Below are 17,318 nucleotides of genomic sequence, written 5' to 3' on the forward strand. Positions count from 1 at the left end.
GACCTTGCCACGGCCAGTTTCCCAAGCCGCGTCGACAGTCGCGGCCGAACCGCCGCAGAGCGAGCCTACGACCCCTGGAGGTGGACCGTGCTCACGAGCTGCTGCTCGATCTCCTCCGGCGTCCAGGCGAACCGAGCAGGGCGGCAACGGTCAGCGTGGCGCGCCTCACCGGGGAGGTAACGCGTTCCACGCCGACAAGGTCACGCGACCTACAAGTAGAGGCCTGCCGCCTCGTCGCCGAGCCTGCCGGCCGCGACGGCGTGCACGTCGCGCTCCCGCATCACGACGTAGAGCTCACCGGAGACCTCGACCTCGGCCTTGTCCTCGGGGTCGTAGAGGACCTTGTCCCCGGCCTCGATCGACCGCGCGTGCGGTCCGACCGCGACCACGCGCGACCACGCCAGTCGACGCGCGCCCATCGCCGCCGTCGCCGGGATCACGATCCCGCCCGACGACCGGCGCTCCCCCGCCTCGGTGTCCGACTCGCACAGGATGCGGTCGTGGAGCATCTTGATGGGGGTCTTGTCCGACCCCCTGCTCATCGGACGATCTTGCGGATCAGGACGAACACCGCGACGACGCCGACGACACCACCCACGGTCTTGAGGATGTTGTCGGTGCGCGGACCGGTCACAGGGTCGACGTAGTACGCCTTCACCTGAGCGACCTCGCGGCTGACGATCGTCTTCGGGCTCGTCCGGTAGAGGAGCTGGTCGATCGTGCCGGCCAGACGCTCCCGGGTCTCTTCGATCTCGCGCTCGATGTCAGACGGCTGCTGGCTCACCGGGGCAGGCTATCAATGCCGACCGCGGCGGCCGCGGCCCGCCGCCTGCCGAGAAGCTGGAAGGCGCCGACGCTGGCTGCCCACGCCACCACGAACACCGCGACCAGCATGAAGCCGACGTAGTTGAGGTCGAGCCCGGCGACCCAGCGCAGTGAAGCCGGGTCGAACTCCTCGGCGATGAGCTGGAGCAGCACGATCGCGCCGATCGAGAGGGCGATCGCCACGGACAGCGCCGTGACGCTGAAGTTGTAGAAGAGCTTGCGGGCCGGGTCGAGCACGGCCCAGCGGTAGGCCCTGGTCATGAACAGCCCGTCGATCGTGTCGAAGAGCGTCATGCCGGCGGTGAAGAGCACCGGCAGGACGAGCACTGCGTACCACGGCAGCGCATAGGCGGCGGTGCCGCCGGCCAGCACCAGCAGAGCGATCTGGGTGGCGGTGTCGAAGCCGAGTCCCATCAGCAGTCCGACCGGGTAGAGGTGCCACGGCTTGCGCACGCGCGCGATCGCCCGCTTGAACAGGCGAGCGAGGAAGCCGCGGTTGTGGAGGTGGTGGTGCAGCTCGTCCTCGTCGAAGGTGCCGGCCTTGAGGTGGCGGTAGACGTGGACGATGCCGACCAGCGCGCTGAGGTTCATCAGCCCGATCAGGATCAGGAAGGTTCCGGCAGCGAGCGACCCGACGACGCCGAGCGACTGCTGCAGCGCCGAGCCGTCGTCCTGCACCGGGTCGGCGACGGCCCGCACCCCGATCGCGAGCAGCAGCGACAGCCCGAAGACCACGCTCGAGTGACCGAGCGCGAACCAGAAGCCGGTGCCGAGCGACCGCGTCCCCTCGCCGACGAGCTTGCGGGTCGTGTTGTCGATGATCGCGATGTGGTCGGCGTCGAAGGCGTGACGAGCGCCGAGAAGGAACGCCGTCACCCCGACGCCGACGCCGAAGACGCGCGAGTCCCCCAGGCTGAGCTCCTGCGGGGCGACGACCAGGAGGAGCACCCCCCAGCCGACCACGTTGAGGCCGAGCACCGCGCCGAGCAGGCCGACCAGTGCCCGGCGGTCGCCCGATCGTCCGGCGGGTGGGTGAGCGGCCGGATGGCCCGGGGTGATGTGATGAGCAGGCACGCGCCGTACGTTATTGCGGGTCGCTTGCAATAACAAACGAGAAGCCACAAACCGTCCGACCCGACAGGAGCAACGATGACCGGACCTGCCCGTCTGGAGGTGGGCGACCCAGCCCCCGACTTCACCCTCGCCGCCGACCCGGAGGGCGACGTCAACCTCTACGAGCTGCTGGAGGAGGGGCGGAGGGTCATCGTGTACTTCTACCCGGCCGCCATGACTCCGGGCTGCACGACGCAGGCCTGCGACTTCACCGACTCGCTCGACGCACTCCAGGCCGCGGGCTTCACGGTGCTCGGGATCTCGAAGGACAGCCCGTCCAAGCTGGCGAAGTTCCGCGAGCGTGACGGCCTCACCTTCCCCCTGCTCTCGGACCCCGAGCTCGTCGCGCACCAGGCGTACGGTGCTTACGGCGAGAAGAAGCTCTACGGCAAGATCGTGGAGGGCGTGATCCGGTCGACGTTCGTGGTCGGCCCGGACGGGAAGATCGAGGTCGCGCAGTACAACGTCAAGGCGACCGGACACGTCGCCAAGCTGCGCAGGGAGCTGGGCGTCGCCTGACCGGCGACGCGACGAAGGGACACCGATGGAACTGCACGAGAGCCTCCGGCAGCTGGCGCGCGACCATGGTGAGTCGCTGTTCGCCGAGGCCGATGCGTTCCGCGGCGCGCTCGACGACTACCTCGACGAGGGCAGCGCCTCGACAGGCACGATCAACCTCCTCACTGACGCGGTCCGGCTGGGCGCGCTCCAGGGCATGGTGTCGATGCTCGACTCCGGCGCCAGTGTCGAGGACGCCGTCGAGACCGCCGGTCAGCGTCTCTCGCGCGACCGGGGCAGCGCCGACGTGGCCGGGTCGCAGTGGGCGTGCGCCGTGCTCGGCTACGCCCTCGGCCGGGTCCCGGTCAGCCTCGCCGCCCGGCTCCGGCCGGACGCCTACACCGCCGAGCCGCCGGCCGCGGCCACCGGACCGACCGTGCAGCAGCCTTCCAAGCCCGAGCCGCCGGCGCCCACCGGCTGGCCGAGCAGTGGCGGAGTCACGAGCGGGGCCCCGGGTCAGGCGCCGGCGCAGTACTCACCCGCCCAGCAGTGGCCCTCGCCCGGCGCGCCCGCTGCGTCCCACCAGCCGGCGCAGTCGGCCGGGCAGTACGGCGGCCCGGCGTCGCCGTACGCCTACACCGCGAGCCCGGGCTACGGCACGCCCTCGCCGAAGAAGTCGAACGCCGGCATCATCGTCGGAGCCATCGTCGCGGTCGTGGTCCTCGGCGTCGTGGCCGTCATCGGGATCATCGCGCTGTCCGGCGGTGACGACGACCCGGCCGCCGGTGAGGACACGGGCCAGACCGACGAGGGCACGACCACCGACGGCTCCGAGAGCGTCTCGACCGAGACCAGCAGCACCGTCACCACCGACCCGGCCCTCACGCTCCAGGGAAACGGCTACCACTACACGTTCCCCAGCAGCGACTGGCAGGACCTGACCGCCGACACCGAGGACACCACGGGGACGATCGACAGCATCGCCGCTCCCGGCGACTCGATCGCCCAGGCCCGCGGCAACATCCTGGTCGAATCGTCCTCCGCCCGCGGCGAGACCGACGTCTACAACCTGAGGGACCAGTGGAAGACGGTGCTGGAGCAGTCGACGGGCGCGACGCCGGTCGACATCGACCCGATGGAGATCGGCGGCGAGACGGCGGTCGGGGTCGAGCTCAAGTGGACCAACGCGAACGGCTTCGAGGTGCACCAGATCGCCTACCTGGTGATCTCCGGCGACGAGCAGTACTCCATCACCGGCAGCTTCCAGCAGGGCGACTCGGAGTTCCGCGAGACCTACTACGACGTCCTGGAGACCTGGGTCTGGGAGCAGTGACGCCGTCCCACCTGGGATCATGGCGGCACCACGCCGGAGTGGTGGAACGGCAGACACGCAGGTCTTAGGAACCTGTGCCCGAGGGCGTGCGGGTTCGAATCCCGCCTCCGGCACCCGCGATCAGCGCAGCAGGTCGGCGACGACCGGCGCGATCTGCCGCAACGCCTTGCCGCGGTGGGAGATCGCGTCCTTGTCGTCTGGCGTCAGCTCGGCGGTGGTGACGCCCGGCATGTCGTCGGCCTCGAAGAGCACGTCGTAGCCGAAGCCACCGCCCCCCCGCACCTCGCGGACGATGCGGCCGTCCATCCGGCCGTGGACGACTCGGACGGTGCCGTCGGGCAGGACGAGGGCGACGGCACAGGCGAAGTGGGCCGTACGCCGCTCGTCCGGAACGTCGCTGAGCTGGGCGAGCAGCAGCTCGTTGTTGCGGTCGTCGGACTTGGGGGGCCCGCTCCACCGCGCCGAGAGCACGCCCGGCATGCCGTTGAGCGCGTCCACGCAGAGACCGGAGTCGTCCGCCAGCGTCGGCAGCCCCGAGCTGGCCACGCCGGCCCGCGCCTTGAGCAGCGCGTTGCCCTCGAAGGTGGGCTGGTCCTCGACGGGCTCGTCGTAGGGCGCCACGTCGTCGAGGCCGAGCACCTCGACCTCGGTGAGGTGCTCGCGGAGGATCCGCTGCATCTCCTCGAGCTTCTTCGCGTTGCGCGAGGCGACCAGGATCCTCACGACGCGAGCGCCTCCCGCTGCATCCGGGTGAGGTCGGCGCAGCCCTTCTCCGCGAGGGAGAGGAGCGCGTCGAGCTCGGCCCTCGAGAACGCCGCGCCCTCGGCCGTGCCCTGCACCTCGACGAAGGCGCCGTCACCGGTCATCACGACGTTCATGTCGGTCTCGGCCCGCACGTCCTCGACGTAGGGCAGGTCGAGCCGCGGCACGCCGTCGATGATGCCGACGCTGACCGCCGCCACCGAGCCGGTGAGCGCGTTGGTGACGCCGAGGTGGGCGCAGGCGTCGGCGAGCGCGATGTAGGCGCCGGTGATGGCGACGGTGCGGGTGCCGCCATCGGCCTGCAGCACGTCGCAGTCGAGCTGGATGGTGTTCTCGCCGAGCGCCTGGTAGTCGATGATCGCGCGCAGGGACCGGCCGATCAGGCGGCTGATCTCGTGGGTGCGGCCGCCGATCCGGCCCTTGACCGACTCGCGGTCGGAGCGGGTGTTGGTGGACGCGGGGAGCATGGCGTACTCCGCCGTCACCCAGCCGAGGCCGCTGCCCTTGCGCCAGCGCGGCACGCCCTCGGACGCCGACGCCGCGCAGAGGACCCGGGTCTTCCCGAACTCGATCAGCACCGACCCCGCCGGGTGGTCGAGCCAGTTGCGGGTGATCTTGATCGGGCGCAGCTCGTCGTCCGCGCGGCCGTCCTCACGAGTACTCATGAGGCAGAAACCTAGCCGCCGCCCCACCCAGGGCGCTCAGCGACGTACCCGCTCCAGCATCCGGGCGCCGAGAGCCCACACCCGGGGGAGCCGGTCCCAGTCGGCCTTCGTGTTGACCCGCGGGAACGGCTCGTCCGGCACCGGCAGGCCGAGCGCGGCGCAGAGCGGCTCCCAGCCGTCGCCCGGCGACCACTCGACCAGCCGGTCGGGCGGCACCGTCGCACGCACGTGCGCGTTGTGGCGCTCGTACGCCGCCTTCGCCTCCTCCGGGTCCCGGGCATCCGGCGTGAACCGCGCCGCGAGGACCTCGGAGAACATCCGGACGACCGGGCTCACCCGCGCCAGCGGTGCGTACCGGAAGATCGTCTCGTCCGCGCTGCGGTGCCACGCGTCGACCGACTCCCGCGTCGACAGCAGCACGACCGCGTCGGGGAACGCGGCGCAGATCTCCTCCCAGAACGCGGCGGCCGGCCAGTCGACGACGGCGGCGTAGCCGTCGAGGAAAGCAGCCCAGTCGACAGCATCGCCGCGAGCGGCCGCGCGCCAGATCCTGATGTGGCGGGGCCGGGTGAAGACGTCGCTGCCGTGGTAGCACGGCCCGCCGAGCAGCCGCTCGAGCCCGGTCTTGAGCGACAGCGTGCCTGTGCGTCCCACACCTGCGCCGACCACCCGAGGAGCCATGCGGCGCAAGGTAGCCCGCGCATCGGGTGTGCACCGGCGTCGCGCGGATCAGCGCCCGAACCTTGCGTCCCGGTGACAAGTCCGGGCGCGCGGTTGTCCCCTACTTCACCTCGGCGTTGAGGATCCGCCACAGGCCGACCGCGAGCGGGAGGACGATCCAGAGGCCGAGGCTCACCAGGAGGTGCCCCCACTCCTCGGCGTCCGACGGCGCGCCGTCGGCCAGCAGCAGCACGTTGACCTGCAGGGTGACCCACGGGAACACGTCGGCGAAGGCCGGGATCAGCGCTGCCACGGCGGCGAAGATGCCGACCGAGGCGTACCACGTGATCAGGAACAGCACGATGGCCGCCGGCGTGTTCAGCAGCAGGCACGCCACCGCGAACCCGAACACCGTCGTCGTCAGCACCGTGAGGGGCGCGCCGACGAACAGGAACTCCTTCTCGACCCGCCACTCGGTCAGCTCGGGCTTGGCCAGGTCGGCAATGGCCGTGCACACCGTCGCGACCACGAACATCAGGACCACGGCCGCGAGCGCGAGCAGCACCGCCACCGCCAGCTTGGCGAGGATCACGCGGATCCGGACCGGCTCGATGGCGAAGGTGACCGTCGCGGTCCGCTGCGTCCACTCGGTCGTGACGAGGAGGATCGGCAGCATCGGCACCAGCACGAGCGACACCAGCCAGACGTTGCCCGTGAAGTCGGTGAACGTGGTGAAGACGAAGTCCTGGACGAGGAACGCCACCAGTTGCACGACCTGCAGCAGCGAGATCAGCAGCGCGATCGTGAAGAGCAGCCAGAAGCCGGCGCGGGTGTCGTAGGTCTTGCGCAGCTCGACCAGCACGAGCCGCCAGAACGGGATCGGCCGGGTGCCGGAGATGTCGAGGGTCGGGGCGGCAGGAGCAGCGGTGCTGTTCATCGGTGGCCTCCGGGAGGGGTCAGCGGCGAGTCGACGGGCGGCATGTTCGGCGTCGGCGGCACGTGCACGCCGTGCGGCGGCGGAGGCGGAGGTACGGCGCCCGCCCCGTCCCGTGCCGTGGCCGAGGTGAGCTCGAGGAACAGGTCCTCCAGGCCGACCCCGCCGTTCCTCAGGTCGGTCAGCACGACGTCCGCCGCGAGCGCGGCCCGCCCGACCTCCTCGGTCGGGGCGTTGACCCGCAGCCCGTCGCCCATCGGGTCGACGAGGTGGCCGCGCCGGGCGAGCTCGGTCGCGAGGGCGGTGTTGTCGAGGGACATCACCAGCGACGTGGCGGCACCCTGGGCGCCGGCCAGGAGCGACTTCTTGTCCCCCTGCGCGACGATCCGGCCGTGCCCGATGAGGATCATCTCGTCGGCGATCAGCTCGACCTCGTTGAGCAGGTGGCTGGAGAGGAGGACGGTGCCGCCGCGGTCGGCGTACGACTTCAGCAGGCCGCGCATCCACCGGATGCCTGCCGGGTCGAGCCCGTTGGCCGGCTCGTCGAGGATGAGAACCTCGGGATCACCCAGGAGCGCGTGCGCGATGCCGAGCCGCTGCTTCATGCCGAGCGAGTAGTTGCGCATCCGCCGCTTCGCCTCGACGTCCGAGAGCCCGACCAGAGCGAGCATCTCGTCGACCCGCGCCGACGGCAGGCCCATGGCGAGCGCGCCGAGCGTGAGGATCTCCCGCCCGGTGCGGCCGCCGTGCTGGGCGGAGGCGTCGAGCAGCACGCCGACGTGGCGGCCGGGGTTGGGGATGTGGGCGTAGTCCAGGCCGCCGATGGTGACCTGCCCGCTGGTCGCCGGCGTCAGACCGACCATGACGCGCATGGTGGTGGTCTTGCCGGCGCCGTTGGGACCGAGGAAGCCGGTGACGCGGCCCTGCTGGCAGACGAAGCTGACGTCGTCGACGGCGCGGAACCCGCCGTACGCCTTGGTGAGGTGATCGACCGTGATCATGGGCCACAGCCTGCCCCACGGGATGAAAAGAACGCGTGAAGCGGGCGTTCAGATGTCGTAGACGGCGCCCTGGAAGGCCAGCTCGGTCGGACCGTCGTAGACGGCGACCGCCTCCGCGAGCATCCCCTGCGGCTCGTGCCACGGCGGCACGTGCGTCAGCACGAGGCGCTTGACCTTGCACTTCGCCGCGGTCTCGCCGCACTCGGTGCCGGTCAGGTGGAGGCTCGGCGGGTTGTCGTCGCCGTGCCGGAACGACGCCTCGGAGAGGAACAGGTCGGCGTCGGCGGCGATGTCGAGCAGCGACGGCGTCGGCCCGGTGTCACCGCTGTAGGCGAGGGTACGGCGACCCATGTCGGTCTCGACCGAGATCCGCATGCCGTAGGCCTCGACCGGGTGGTCGACCGCGAACGCCTCGATGTCGAACGGGCCGACGGAGAAGGGCGCGTCGTAGGTGTGGAACTCGAACTCCTCGCGCATGCCCGGGTTGGTGGGGAGGTCGTAGGCCTGCGCCAGCCGCTTCGCGGTGCCGCTCGGCCCCCAGACCGGGATCATCGGCTGGGTGCCGGCGGGGTGGTACTTCCGCAGGACGTAGTAGCTGGTCATGTCGACGCAGTGGTCGGCGTGCAGGTGGCTCAGCAGCACCGCGTCGACGTCGAGCGGGTCGACGTAGCGCTGCAGCGCGCCGAGGGCGCCGTTGCCGAGGTCGACCACGAGGCTCCACGTGCGGTCGCCCACCTCGGCCTGGACCAGGTAGCAGCTCGCGGGCGAGTCGGGTCCCGGGTACGAGCCCGAGCACCCGACCACCGTCATCCGGAACGACCCGGCAACGATTGCGCTCCCCATCTGACCGATCATGCCAGTCCGCCGACGAACTGGTCAGCAGCCGCGAGCTCGGGGCCGAGGAACCGGCGGCCGATGGTCTCGAACTCGGCGGGCGACCCTGTCGTCACGAAGGAGTACGACGCCTCGCCGCTCTCGCGCATGAGGCCGGTGTCGGCGAGGACCCGGTAGACGTCCTTGGCGCACTCCTCGGCACTGCTGACGAGCGTCACCTGGTCGCCCATCACGTAGGAGACGACACCGGTGAGCAGCGGGTAGTGGGTGCAGCCGAGGATCAGCGTGTCGACGCCCATCTCGGTCAGCGGGTCGAGGTACTCGTGCGCCACCGCCAGCAGCTCGTCGCCCCCGGTCACCCCGGACTCGACGAAGTCGACGAACCGCGGACAGGCGCGGGTCGCGAGCTGGAGGTGCGGCGCAGCGGCGAACGCGTCGTCGTAGGCCATCGACTCGGCGGTGGAGCGCGTGCAGATCACGCCGATCCGCCCGTTCTTGGTCGCGGCCACCGCGCGCCGCGTCGCGGGGTAGATCACCTCGATCACCGGGACGTCGTAGCGCTCGCGCGCGTCCCGCAGCATCGCCGCGCTCGCGGAGTTGCAGGCGATCACCAAGGCCTTGACACCCTGCTCGACCAGGTGGTCGAGGCACTCGAGGGCGTACTCGCGCACCTCGCCGATCGGCTTCGGGCCGTAGGGCTGGCGGGCGGTGTCGCCGACGTACAGCAGCGACTCGTGCGGCAGCTGGTCGATGACCGACCGCGCCACGGTGAGACCGCCGAACCCGGAGTCGAAGATCCCGATGGGCGCATCGACGTCACGGGGCAGCGGTGGCACGGCTCCCAGGGTAAGCGTTCGCCGACGCGCCACGCCGCATTAAGCGAGCGAGGTCACGTCCATCGGTACCGTGGCCGCCCGTGACCACCACCGCCCGACGACGGCTCGCCGTCGCTGCGTCCCTGGCCCTCGTCGCCACGCTGTCCTCGCCGTCTGCCGCCAGCGCCCCCGAGCAGTCGCCGCCGGCCGCGCGGTTCGCGGCGTTCGACCGCCAGGTCCTCGCGATCTCCGTCGACGGCCTCGACGTGCGCGCCCTGAGGCGGACGGGACCGGACGGCGCGCCGAACCTCCATCGGTTGCTCCGCCAGGGCGCGAGCACCCGCAACGCCCGCAGCCAGGTCGAGATGACCGTGACCCTGCCCAACCACACCAGCATGCTCACGGGGCGTCGGATCGACGCCGCCGAGGGCGGCCACGGGGTCACCTGGAACCGCGACCGCTCGCGGACCACCGTGCAGGAGGCCGCCGGTGGCGACGTGGCCTCGATCTTCACCCGGGTGAACAGCGGTGGCGGCAGGACGGCGCTCTTCGCCACCGAGTCGAAGTTCTCCCTCTTCCAGCGCTCCTGGCCGCTCTCGGTCAACCGCTCGACGATCGTGCAGGACGGCGATCGCGCCGTTACCGACGCCGCACGACGCGACCTGCTGCGGCACGACCGCGCGTTCACCTTCCTCCACCTCGGCGCCCCAGACGAGGCGGGCCACGCGCACGGGTGGCTCAGTCCCGCCTACCTACGGGCGGTCCGCAAGGCGGACCGGCTGATCGGGACCCTCCTGCGCACGATCAAGAGCCACCCGCGGCGGCTCGGGGACGTCGTCATCGTGCTCACCTCCGACCACGGCGGCGGGGCCGGCACGACGGACCACCGGGACGAGACCTGCCTGTGCAACTACCGGGTGCCGTTTCTCATCTGGGGACCGGGTGTGACCCGCGGCGACCTCTACGCCCTGAACCCGACGTACGCCGACCCCGGCCGCGACCGCATCCTGTTCGACGGCGCCCAGCCCATCCGCAACGGCGACCTCGCCAACCTCAGCGCCAGCCTGCTCGGGCTGGGACCGGTGCCGGGGAGCCTCTGGGGCGCCGACCAGTCGCTGACCTGGACCCGCTGACCTACGCCGCCAGCGAGGCGGCCTGCCACCCGTCGAAGATCCGGAGGTAGCTCTCGGGGTCCTCGAGCATCAGCGCGTGGCGCCGGTCGTCGAGGACGTGGCCCTCCCAGTCCGGCCGCGTCGCCAGGACCGAGCGCAGGACCCTCGCCGGCACCAGGGCGTCCTTCGTCCCGCCCACCAGCAACGTCGGGGCCTGGATCCTCCGGACGGCGCGCCAGCAGCGCCGGGGGTCGGCCCACAGGGCCGAGATCGAGCGCGTCGCGGCCAGGAGCGCGCGACGACGGTCGACGCCCTCGATCTCCTCGGCGAAGTCGGCGGCCATGAGGTCGAGCACCGCGCGGTCGACCCCGTCCGGGTCGGGGTAGATCAGCTTGAGCATCGCCCGGTTGCGGCGGGCGTCCAGTCCTGGCCCGGCCAGCCCGACAACTCCGAGGGCGAGGGCGGTGACCGACGAGACCGCCAGCGGCACCATCCCGTCGATCGTGGCGCGACTCGGCCTCAGCAGCCCGAGAGGCGTGCGCGGGGGCAGCGCCGGTGACACCAGCACGAGGCGGTCGACCCGGTGCGGGTGCCGGGCAGCGAGCATCGTGCCGATCAGCCCTCCCATCGAGTTGCCGTGCAGCGTGAACGACTCCCAGCCGAGGTCGTCGGCGACGCCGAGGACGAAGTCGACGTATCCCCGGATGGTGAGCGGATCGTCGTCGGTGAGGGGCGTGCGCCCGAAGCCCGGCAGGTCGACGGCGACCACCGGGCCGTGCTCGGAGAGACCCTCCATCACCTCCACCCACGTCACCGACGAGGCGCCGAGACCGTGCACCAGCAGCTGGGGGCTGAGCCCGGTCGTCCCGCGGGCGGGAGCGCTCAGGATCCTGGCCGGGCGGCCGCTCGTCTCGAGGAGCTCGTCGGTCACGGACGGCCAGCCGGGGAGGTGCTTTCTCACGGGGTGCAAGGTTCCCGCTTTCGTCCGGAGCAACCGGCTCGGCGTCCGGAGCGCTGGCGCCTCAGGCCCAGAGCTGGCCCTCGAGGCGGTCCTCGGCCTCGTCGACGGTGCCCTCGTAGGCGCCGGTGGAGAGGTACTTCCAGCCGCCGTCGGCGACGACGAACGCGATGTCGGCGGACTTGCCGGCCTTGACGGCCTTGGCGGCCTGGCCCAGCGCGGCGTGCAGGATCGCGCCGGTCGAGATGCCGGCGAAGATGCCCTCGAGCTCGAGCAGCTCGCGCACCCGGCGTACGGCGTCACGGGGGCCCACCGAGAAGCGGGAGTCGATCAGCGACGCGTCGTAGAGCTCGGGGACGAAGCCCTCGTCGAGGTTGCGCAGGCCGTAGACGAGCTCGCCGTAGCGCGGCTCGGCGGCGACGATCCGGACGTCCGGCTTGGCCTTGCGGAAGAAGCGGCTGACGCCCATCAGGGTGCCGGTGGTGCCGAGGCCGGCGACGAAATGGGTGATCGACGGCAGGTCCTCGAGGATCTCCGGGCCGGTGCCCTGCTCGTGGGCGAGGGCGTTGCCGTCGTTGCCGTACTGGTAGAGCATCACCCAGTCGGGGTGCTCGGCGGAGATCTGCTTGGCGACCCGGACCGCCTCGTTGGAGCCGCCTGCGGCCGGGCTGGAGACGATCTCCGCGCCCCACATCCGCAGCAGCTGGCGCCGCTCCTCGCTGGTGTTCTCGGGCATCACGAAGACGCACCGGTAACCCTTGAGCTTGGCCGCCATCGCGATCGAGATGCCGGTGTTGCCGGAGGTCGGCTCGAGGATCGTGCAGCCGGGACGGAGGGTGCCGTCCTTCTCCGCCTGCTCGACCATCTGCAGGGCGGGGCGGTCCTTGATCGAGCCGGTCGGGTTGCGGTCCTCGAGCTTGGCCCAGAGCCGCACCTCGGTCCCGTCCGGCTGGACACCGGGGGACAGCCTCGGCAGCCCGACGAGCGGCGTGTTGCCGACCGAGGCGAGGAGGTTGTCGTAGCGGACCATGACTAGTGGGCCGGCAGCTGCGCCGGATCGCCGGCTCCGCCGGCCACTGCGGGGAGCACGACGACCTGGTCGCCGTCGCTCAGCTCGGCATCGAGGCCGCCGATGAACCGGACGTCCTCGTCGTTGACGTAGATGTTGATAAAGCGGCGCAGGTCGACAGTGCCGTTCTTGTCTTCGACGAGCCGTTCCTTGATGCCCGGGTGGTCGGCCTCGAGCGAGTCGATCAGCGCGCCCAGGCTGGCCCCGTCGGCGGTGACGGCCTTCTCCCCGCCGGTGTAGGTGCGCAGGATGGTCGGGATCCGGACCTCGATGGCCATGCTAGGACTCGCTCCTCGTGAGGGTGGGGACGACCGCGACCTCTTCCTCGGTCACGACTCCGTCGACGATTCGATAGGACCTGAACTCCACCGGGCCGTCGTTATTCCCGTGCTCGCGGGTGCTGACGAGCACGTAGTGGGCGCCCGGCTCGCTGGCCAGCTTGATGTCGGTGACGCTCGGGTAGGCCTCGGTGGCCGAGTGGGAGTGGTAGATGACCACCGGCTCCTCGTCGCGCCGGTCGAGGTCCTTGTAGAGCTCGAGCAGGTCGGTGGAGTCGTACTCGTAGAACGTCGGGCTCCCGGCGGCGTTCACCATCTCGACCAGCCGCTCCGGCCGGTCACTGCCCTCGGGGCCGGCGACGATGCCGCACGCCTCCACGGGATGGTCCCGCTTCGCATGGGCGACGATGGCGTCGTACGTCGCCTGGTCGATGGTCAGCACCGCTCCAGCGTAGGGCGTGGGGACCGTCGCCCCGGAATCGGCTCAGGCGACGGACTTCGCCTGGATCCGCTCCGGAGTGGGCCATCTCACCTCGCGCACCCAGCCGAGCTTCTCGAGGACCCAGATCACCCGCGCGGACGTGTCGAGCTGCCACCGCTTGACGCCGTGGCGGGCGCTGGTGGGGTCGGCGTGGTGGAGGTTGTGCCACGACTCGCCGCCGGACGGGATGGCCAGCCACCAGACGTTGCCGGAGCGGTCGCGGGAGCGGAACGGCCTCTCGCCGACGACGTGGCAGATCGAGTTGATCGACCAGGTCACGTGGTGGAGCAGGCCGATCCGGACGACGGTGCCCCAGAAGAACGCGGTCAGCGCGCCCTGCCAGGACCAGGTCAGCAGGAATCCGGCCACCGGCGGGAGCAGGATCGAGACCAGCACCCACATCCAGAACATCCGGGAGATCCGGACCAGGTCGCGGTCCTTCGCGAGGTCGGGGGCGTACTTCTCGATCGGGGTCTGCTCGGGGTCGAACAGCCAGCCCATGTGGGCCCAGAGGAAGCCCTTGGTGAGGCCGAGGAGCGAGTTGCCGTAGCGCCACGGCGAGTGCGGGTCACCCTCGCGGTCGGAGTACTTGTGGTGCTTGCGGTGGTCGGCGACCCACCGGATGACCGGACCCTCGATCGCCATCGAGCCGAGGACGGCGAGGACGATCTTGACCGCGCGGTTCGGCTTGAAGGACTTGTGGGTGAAGAACCGGTGGTAGCCGACGGTGACGCCGTGCAGCGTCAGGGAGTACATCACCATGGTGATGACCACGTCGCTCCAGCCGAGCCAGCCACCCCAGGCGATGGGGATCGCGACCAGGAAGGCGACGAACGGCAGGCCGATGAAGGACGCGAGGGCGATGCGCTCGCGGAGCGACTGGACGTCCTCGCCGAGCGTGACCCGCTCGTCGGCTGGCGTTGCCGTCTGGTCTGCCTGGTCGATCGCAGTCATGGGGTCTCCGGGGGACGCAGTCGGCTGGGTTGCGAGCGTAGTGGTACCCGCCGGTCAGCCTTCCAGTCGGCGTACGACGCGCGCCGGGTTGCCGAGAGCGAGCACGCCGGCGGGCAGGTCCTTGGTGACGACCGCACCCGCGCCGACGACCGTGTCGGCACCGATCGTGACGCCCGGCAGCACGATCGCTCCGCCCCCGAGCCAGACGTTGTCGCCGATCATGATCGGCGCGGCCGCCTCCCACTTGTCCCTGCGCGCACCCGCGGCCAGCGGATGGGTCGGCGTGAGCAGCTGCACGTGGGGCCCGATCTGCACGTCGTCGCCGATCGTGATCGGCGCGACGTCGAGCGCGGTCAGGCCGAAGTTGGCGAAGCAGCGGGCGCCGACCGTGATCCGTGAGCCGTAGTCGACGTAGAAGGGCGGGCGGATCTCGACGTTCTCCCCGACCGAGCCCAGCAGCTCCTCGAGCAGCTGCCGGCGACGGTCGCCCTCCCCCGGCGCTGTCGCGTTGTAGTCCGCCATCAGCTCCTGCGACCGCACCTGGTCCGCAAGGATCTCAGCGTCGGTGATGTAGAGCTCGCCTGCGAGCATCCGCTCCTTCATGGTCCGCTGGTCACTGGTTCGCTGGTCGCTGGTCACCTCCCCTTTCCTACCCGATAGCGGCGCTCGGGTCGCCCGGTGCCTCCGTACCGCAGCCGCACCTCGGCCGCCCCGGTGTCGACGAAGTGCTCGAGGTAGCGGCGCGCGGTGACCCGGGAGAGGCCCACCGCCTCGGCGGCCTCGGACGCCGAGATCTCCTCCGCCTCCCGGGCGGCGGCGAGGACCAGCTCGGCCGTCTCGGGGCTCAGCCCCTTCGGCAGCACCGGGGGTACGTCGACCGCGGAGCGTCCCGCGCCGAACGCCTGGTCGATCGCGGCCTGGTCGACGCGCTCCTCCGCGTCCTCGGCCGGGAGGCTGGCCAGCGCGGCGGCGACCCGGCGCAGCCGGTCGGCCAGGTCGTCGTACTCGAACGGCTTGACGAGGTACTGCATCGCACCGCCGTGGAGCGCGGAGCGCACGGCCGCCGCACCGCGCTCGGCGGTCACCATGACCACCGCGACGCTGCGCCCCAGGGCGCGGAGCCGCTCGAGCACCTCGAGCCCGGACATGTCCGGGAGGTGCACGTCGAGCAGCACCAGGTCGGGCGCGAGCGTCTCCGCGAGGGCGAGCGCGTCGGCGCCGTTGTGCGCCGTGCCGACGACCTCGAAGCCCTCCGTGCGCTCGACGAACGCGGAGTGGATCCGCACCACCATGAAGTCGTCGTCGACGACGAGCACTCGGATCATGAGCCGTCATCCTCGTCGGCCGCGGTGGCGAGCGGGAGCTCGACCAGGAACTCGGCTCCCCCGGTGTCGGCCTCCTCGATCGTCACGGTGCCGCCGCGCTGGGTGCAGATCAGCCGCACCAGCGGGAGCCCGATCCCACGGCCCCCGAGCACGTCGGGCTTGGTGGAGAAGCCGCGGACGAAGATCGCCTCCCGCAGGTCCGCCGGCACCCCGGGCCCGTTGTCCCGGACCCGGACGTGCAGGGTGTCGCCGTCGGCGAGGATCCAGAGCTCCACGAGCGGGTCCTGCGACCCGGCGGCGGCGTCGATCGCGTTGTCGACGAGGTTGCCGAGCACCGTCGTCAGGTCGGCGACCTCGTCGGGCGCCAGCGGGGGGAGCCGCGAGCCGGGGTCGAGCTCGAGGGCGACGCCTCGTTCCTCGGCCACCGCGTGCTTGGCGATGACGAGGGCGGCGACGGCCGGGTCGTGCAGCCGCTTCGACACCCGCTCGTTCACGTCCGCCCGGTGCTGGGTGAGGGTGCCGACGAGGGTCGCCACCTCGTCGTACTCACCGAGCTGCACGAGGCCCGAGATCGTGTGCAGCCGGTTGTCGAACTCGTGCGTCTGGGCGCGGAGGGTGTCGGTGATCGACAGGTTGGAGCTGAGCTGGCTCTGCAGCGACACCAGCTCGGTGCGGTCGCGCAGGGTGGTCACGGTGCCGATGCCGCGGCCGCCGGTCGACGCCCGACCGCGGTTGAAGACGACCACCCGGGTGCCGACCAGTGCCACCGCGTCCTTGACGTCAGCCCCCTCGCCGGTGAGCAGCGCGACGACGTGCGGGTCCAGGCCGAGCTCGTCGACCGGACGTCCGACCGGGTCGGGCCCGGCGTCCAGGTCGAGCGTGGCGCGGGCGGCGTCGTTCATCACGGTCACCCGGCCGTCGGTGCCGACGCCGACCACGCCCTCCCGGATCGCGTGCAGCAGCGCCTCGCGGTGGTCGGCGAGGTTCGCGAGCTCCGTGGTGCCGAGGCCGCGCGTGGAGCGACGGACCATCCGGGAGACCACCCACGTGCCGGCGACGCCGAGCAGGGCCCCCAGGCCGAGGAAGAGCGCCAGATCGGGCGCAGCCGTCGCGATCTGGTCGGCCAGCGACGGATAGGTCTGCTCGGCCGCCACGATGCCGAGCAGCGAGCCGTCGACCTCGGAGATGATCGGCGCGTGGTGCGCCACGGCACGCTCGTCGTCCGGTTCGACGTCGCCGGTCCAACCGCGTCCCTCGAGCCCGTCGCTGTCGCCGAGAGCCGCGCGGTCACCGACCCGGCTCGGATCGGTGGCCGCCAGCACGACCCCCTCCAGCGACACCACCATCACGTCTGTCGCGCTGGAGAGGCTGACGCCCTGCTCGACGTACGGCGCCAGCCTCTGCGGGTTGGTGCTGGCCGGAACCTGGCCGTCCTCCACGCTCTGCAGCTGGCCGCGCACGCCGGGCAGGGTGGCGACGTACTCGGCCACCGAGCGCATCTGCGCGCCCTGGTCGTCGGCGAAGTCGGCGTTGGACTGCCGGACGCTCAGCACGCCGACCGCGGTGAGCAGGACCGCGATCACCACGAGCTGCAGGAGCAGCACCTTCGCGGCCAGCGTCAGCTCGCCGCGGCGCCAGCCGAGGTGTGAACCCAGCGTGCTCAGCGTGACCACAACGTCCACAACCTCCTTTGCGTTCGCA

Annotated in this window: 21 protein-coding genes and 1 tRNA gene; 4 read left to right on the forward strand and 18 right to left on the reverse strand. The window is 71.3% G+C overall.

The annotated features are described in order from the left end of the window. Positions 1–209 precede the first annotated feature (209 nt). Genes F0U47_RS18535 through nicT form a run of 3 tightly spaced genes read right to left on the reverse strand, consistent with a single transcriptional unit; the run spans position 210 to position 1,899 of the window. Positions 210–542 carry a GroES family chaperonin gene (locus F0U47_RS18535; protein WP_149751976.1) on the reverse strand — a complete coding sequence of 111 codons (333 nt, stop codon included), beginning with the start codon at positions 540–542 and terminating at the stop codon, positions 210–212. After that, on the reverse strand, positions 539–784 hold the full coding sequence (locus F0U47_RS18540) for a DUF3618 domain-containing protein (protein WP_149751977.1): 246 nt from the start codon (positions 782–784) through the stop codon (positions 539–541). The genes F0U47_RS18535 and F0U47_RS18540 overlap by 4 nt, the downstream gene beginning before the upstream one ends. After that, positions 781–1,899, reverse strand: a complete 1,119-nt coding sequence (gene nicT, locus F0U47_RS18545) for a Nickel transporter NicT (protein WP_246159693.1) — start codon at positions 1,897–1,899, stop codon at positions 781–783. Before nicT ends, F0U47_RS18540 begins: the two co-directional genes overlap by 4 nt. A 75-nt stretch (positions 1,900–1,974) precedes the next feature. Here nicT and bcp point away from each other — a divergent pair, with 75 nt between their 5' ends. The 3 genes from bcp to F0U47_RS18560 all read left to right on the forward strand — a co-directional run bounded on the left by bcp (position 1,975) and on the right by F0U47_RS18560 (position 3,882). Further along, a complete protein-coding gene (bcp, locus tag F0U47_RS18550; protein WP_149751978.1) occupies positions 1,975–2,457 on the forward strand; it encodes a thioredoxin-dependent thiol peroxidase in 483 nt (160 codons plus the stop codon). 25 nt (positions 2,458–2,482) lie between these two features. Then, a complete protein-coding gene (locus tag F0U47_RS21360; RefSeq protein WP_188111420.1) occupies positions 2,483–3,769 on the forward strand; it encodes a hypothetical protein in 1,287 nt (428 codons plus the stop codon). A 32-nt stretch (positions 3,770–3,801) separates the two neighbouring features. Next, a tRNA-Leu gene (locus F0U47_RS18560) sits at positions 3,802–3,882 on the forward strand. 7 nt (positions 3,883–3,889) lie between these two features. On the opposite strand, the gene rdgB is transcribed toward F0U47_RS18560, so the two are convergent. From rdgB to murI, 7 genes are all read right to left on the reverse strand, one after another. Then, complete coding sequence (rdgB, locus tag F0U47_RS18565; RefSeq protein WP_149751979.1) at positions 3,890–4,492, reverse strand: RdgB/HAM1 family non-canonical purine NTP pyrophosphatase; 603 nt, start codon at positions 4,490–4,492, stop codon at positions 3,890–3,892. Further along, entirely contained in the window at positions 4,489–5,196 is a 708-nt protein-coding gene (gene rph / locus F0U47_RS18570; RefSeq protein WP_149751980.1) for a ribonuclease PH, read from the reverse strand. Before rph ends, rdgB begins: the two co-directional genes overlap by 4 nt. A gap of 36 nt (positions 5,197–5,232) precedes the next feature. Then, positions 5,233–5,877 carry a sulfotransferase family protein gene (locus F0U47_RS21365; RefSeq protein ID WP_188111421.1) on the reverse strand — a complete coding sequence of 215 codons (645 nt, stop codon included), beginning with the start codon at positions 5,875–5,877 and terminating at the stop codon, positions 5,233–5,235. A gap of 100 nt (positions 5,878–5,977) precedes the next feature. Then, a complete protein-coding gene (locus tag F0U47_RS18585; protein WP_149751982.1) occupies positions 5,978–6,793 on the reverse strand; it encodes an ABC transporter permease in 816 nt (271 codons plus the stop codon). Continuing rightward, a complete protein-coding gene (locus F0U47_RS18590) occupies positions 6,790–7,791 on the reverse strand; it encodes an ABC transporter ATP-binding protein (RefSeq protein WP_188111422.1) in 1,002 nt (333 codons plus the stop codon). The genes F0U47_RS18585 and F0U47_RS18590 overlap by 4 nt, the downstream gene beginning before the upstream one ends. A gap of 48 nt (positions 7,792–7,839) precedes the next feature. Continuing rightward, entirely contained in the window at positions 7,840–8,634 is a 795-nt protein-coding gene (locus tag F0U47_RS18595; protein WP_149751984.1) for an MBL fold metallo-hydrolase, read from the reverse strand. Between the two features lie 8 nt (positions 8,635–8,642). After that, a complete protein-coding gene (gene murI / locus F0U47_RS18600) occupies positions 8,643–9,461 on the reverse strand; it encodes a glutamate racemase (RefSeq protein WP_149751985.1) in 819 nt (272 codons plus the stop codon). Positions 9,462–9,541: 80 nt separating this feature from the next. Between murI and F0U47_RS18605 the strand changes: the two genes are divergently transcribed. Next, on the forward strand, positions 9,542–10,573 hold the full coding sequence (locus tag F0U47_RS18605; RefSeq protein WP_149751986.1) for an alkaline phosphatase family protein: 1,032 nt from the start codon (positions 9,542–9,544) through the stop codon (positions 10,571–10,573). A gap of 1 nt (position 10,574) precedes the next feature. On the opposite strand, the gene F0U47_RS18610 is transcribed toward F0U47_RS18605, so the two are convergent. The 8 genes from F0U47_RS18610 to F0U47_RS18645 form a co-directional block, all read right to left on the reverse strand. Continuing rightward, positions 10,575–11,513, reverse strand: coding sequence for an alpha/beta fold hydrolase (locus F0U47_RS18610; protein ID WP_188111423.1), 939 nt, complete (start codon positions 11,511–11,513; stop codon positions 10,575–10,577). A 61-nt stretch (positions 11,514–11,574) separates the two neighbouring features. Then, positions 11,575–12,540, reverse strand: a complete 966-nt coding sequence (locus F0U47_RS18615; protein WP_149751988.1) for a PLP-dependent cysteine synthase family protein — start codon at positions 12,538–12,540, stop codon at positions 11,575–11,577. Between the two features lie 2 nt (positions 12,541–12,542). Continuing rightward, on the reverse strand, positions 12,543–12,857 hold the full coding sequence (locus F0U47_RS18620; protein WP_149751989.1) for a MoaD/ThiS family protein: 315 nt from the start codon (positions 12,855–12,857) through the stop codon (positions 12,543–12,545). Between the two features lies 1 nt (position 12,858). Continuing rightward, the gene (locus F0U47_RS18625) at positions 12,859–13,299 is read right to left on the reverse strand and encodes a M67 family metallopeptidase (protein ID WP_149751990.1); all 441 of its coding nucleotides are present in this window, start codon (positions 13,297–13,299) and stop codon (positions 12,859–12,861) included. Between the two features lie 42 nt (positions 13,300–13,341). Next, positions 13,342–14,292 (reverse strand): acyl-CoA desaturase, encoded by a 951-nt coding sequence (locus F0U47_RS18630; protein ID WP_149751991.1) that lies wholly within the window; start codon positions 14,290–14,292, stop codon positions 13,342–13,344. A 54-nt stretch (positions 14,293–14,346) separates the two neighbouring features. Further along, positions 14,347–14,931: a sugar O-acetyltransferase gene (locus F0U47_RS18635; RefSeq protein WP_246159694.1), complete on the reverse strand. Its 585-nt coding sequence runs from the start codon at positions 14,929–14,931 to the stop codon at positions 14,347–14,349. Then, positions 14,928–15,617 carry a response regulator gene (locus F0U47_RS18640; RefSeq protein WP_149751992.1) on the reverse strand — a complete coding sequence of 230 codons (690 nt, stop codon included), beginning with the start codon at positions 15,615–15,617 and terminating at the stop codon, positions 14,928–14,930. The genes F0U47_RS18635 and F0U47_RS18640 overlap by 4 nt, the downstream gene beginning before the upstream one ends. After that, on the reverse strand, positions 15,614–17,299 hold the full coding sequence (locus tag F0U47_RS18645) for a sensor histidine kinase (protein ID WP_223162826.1): 1,686 nt from the start codon (positions 17,297–17,299) through the stop codon (positions 15,614–15,616). Before F0U47_RS18645 ends, F0U47_RS18640 begins: the two co-directional genes overlap by 4 nt. Positions 17,300–17,318 lie beyond the last annotated feature (19 nt).

Source organism: Nocardioides antri (assembly GCF_008373765.1).
GTDB lineage: Bacteria > Actinomycetota > Actinomycetes > Propionibacteriales > Nocardioidaceae > Nocardioides > Nocardioides antri.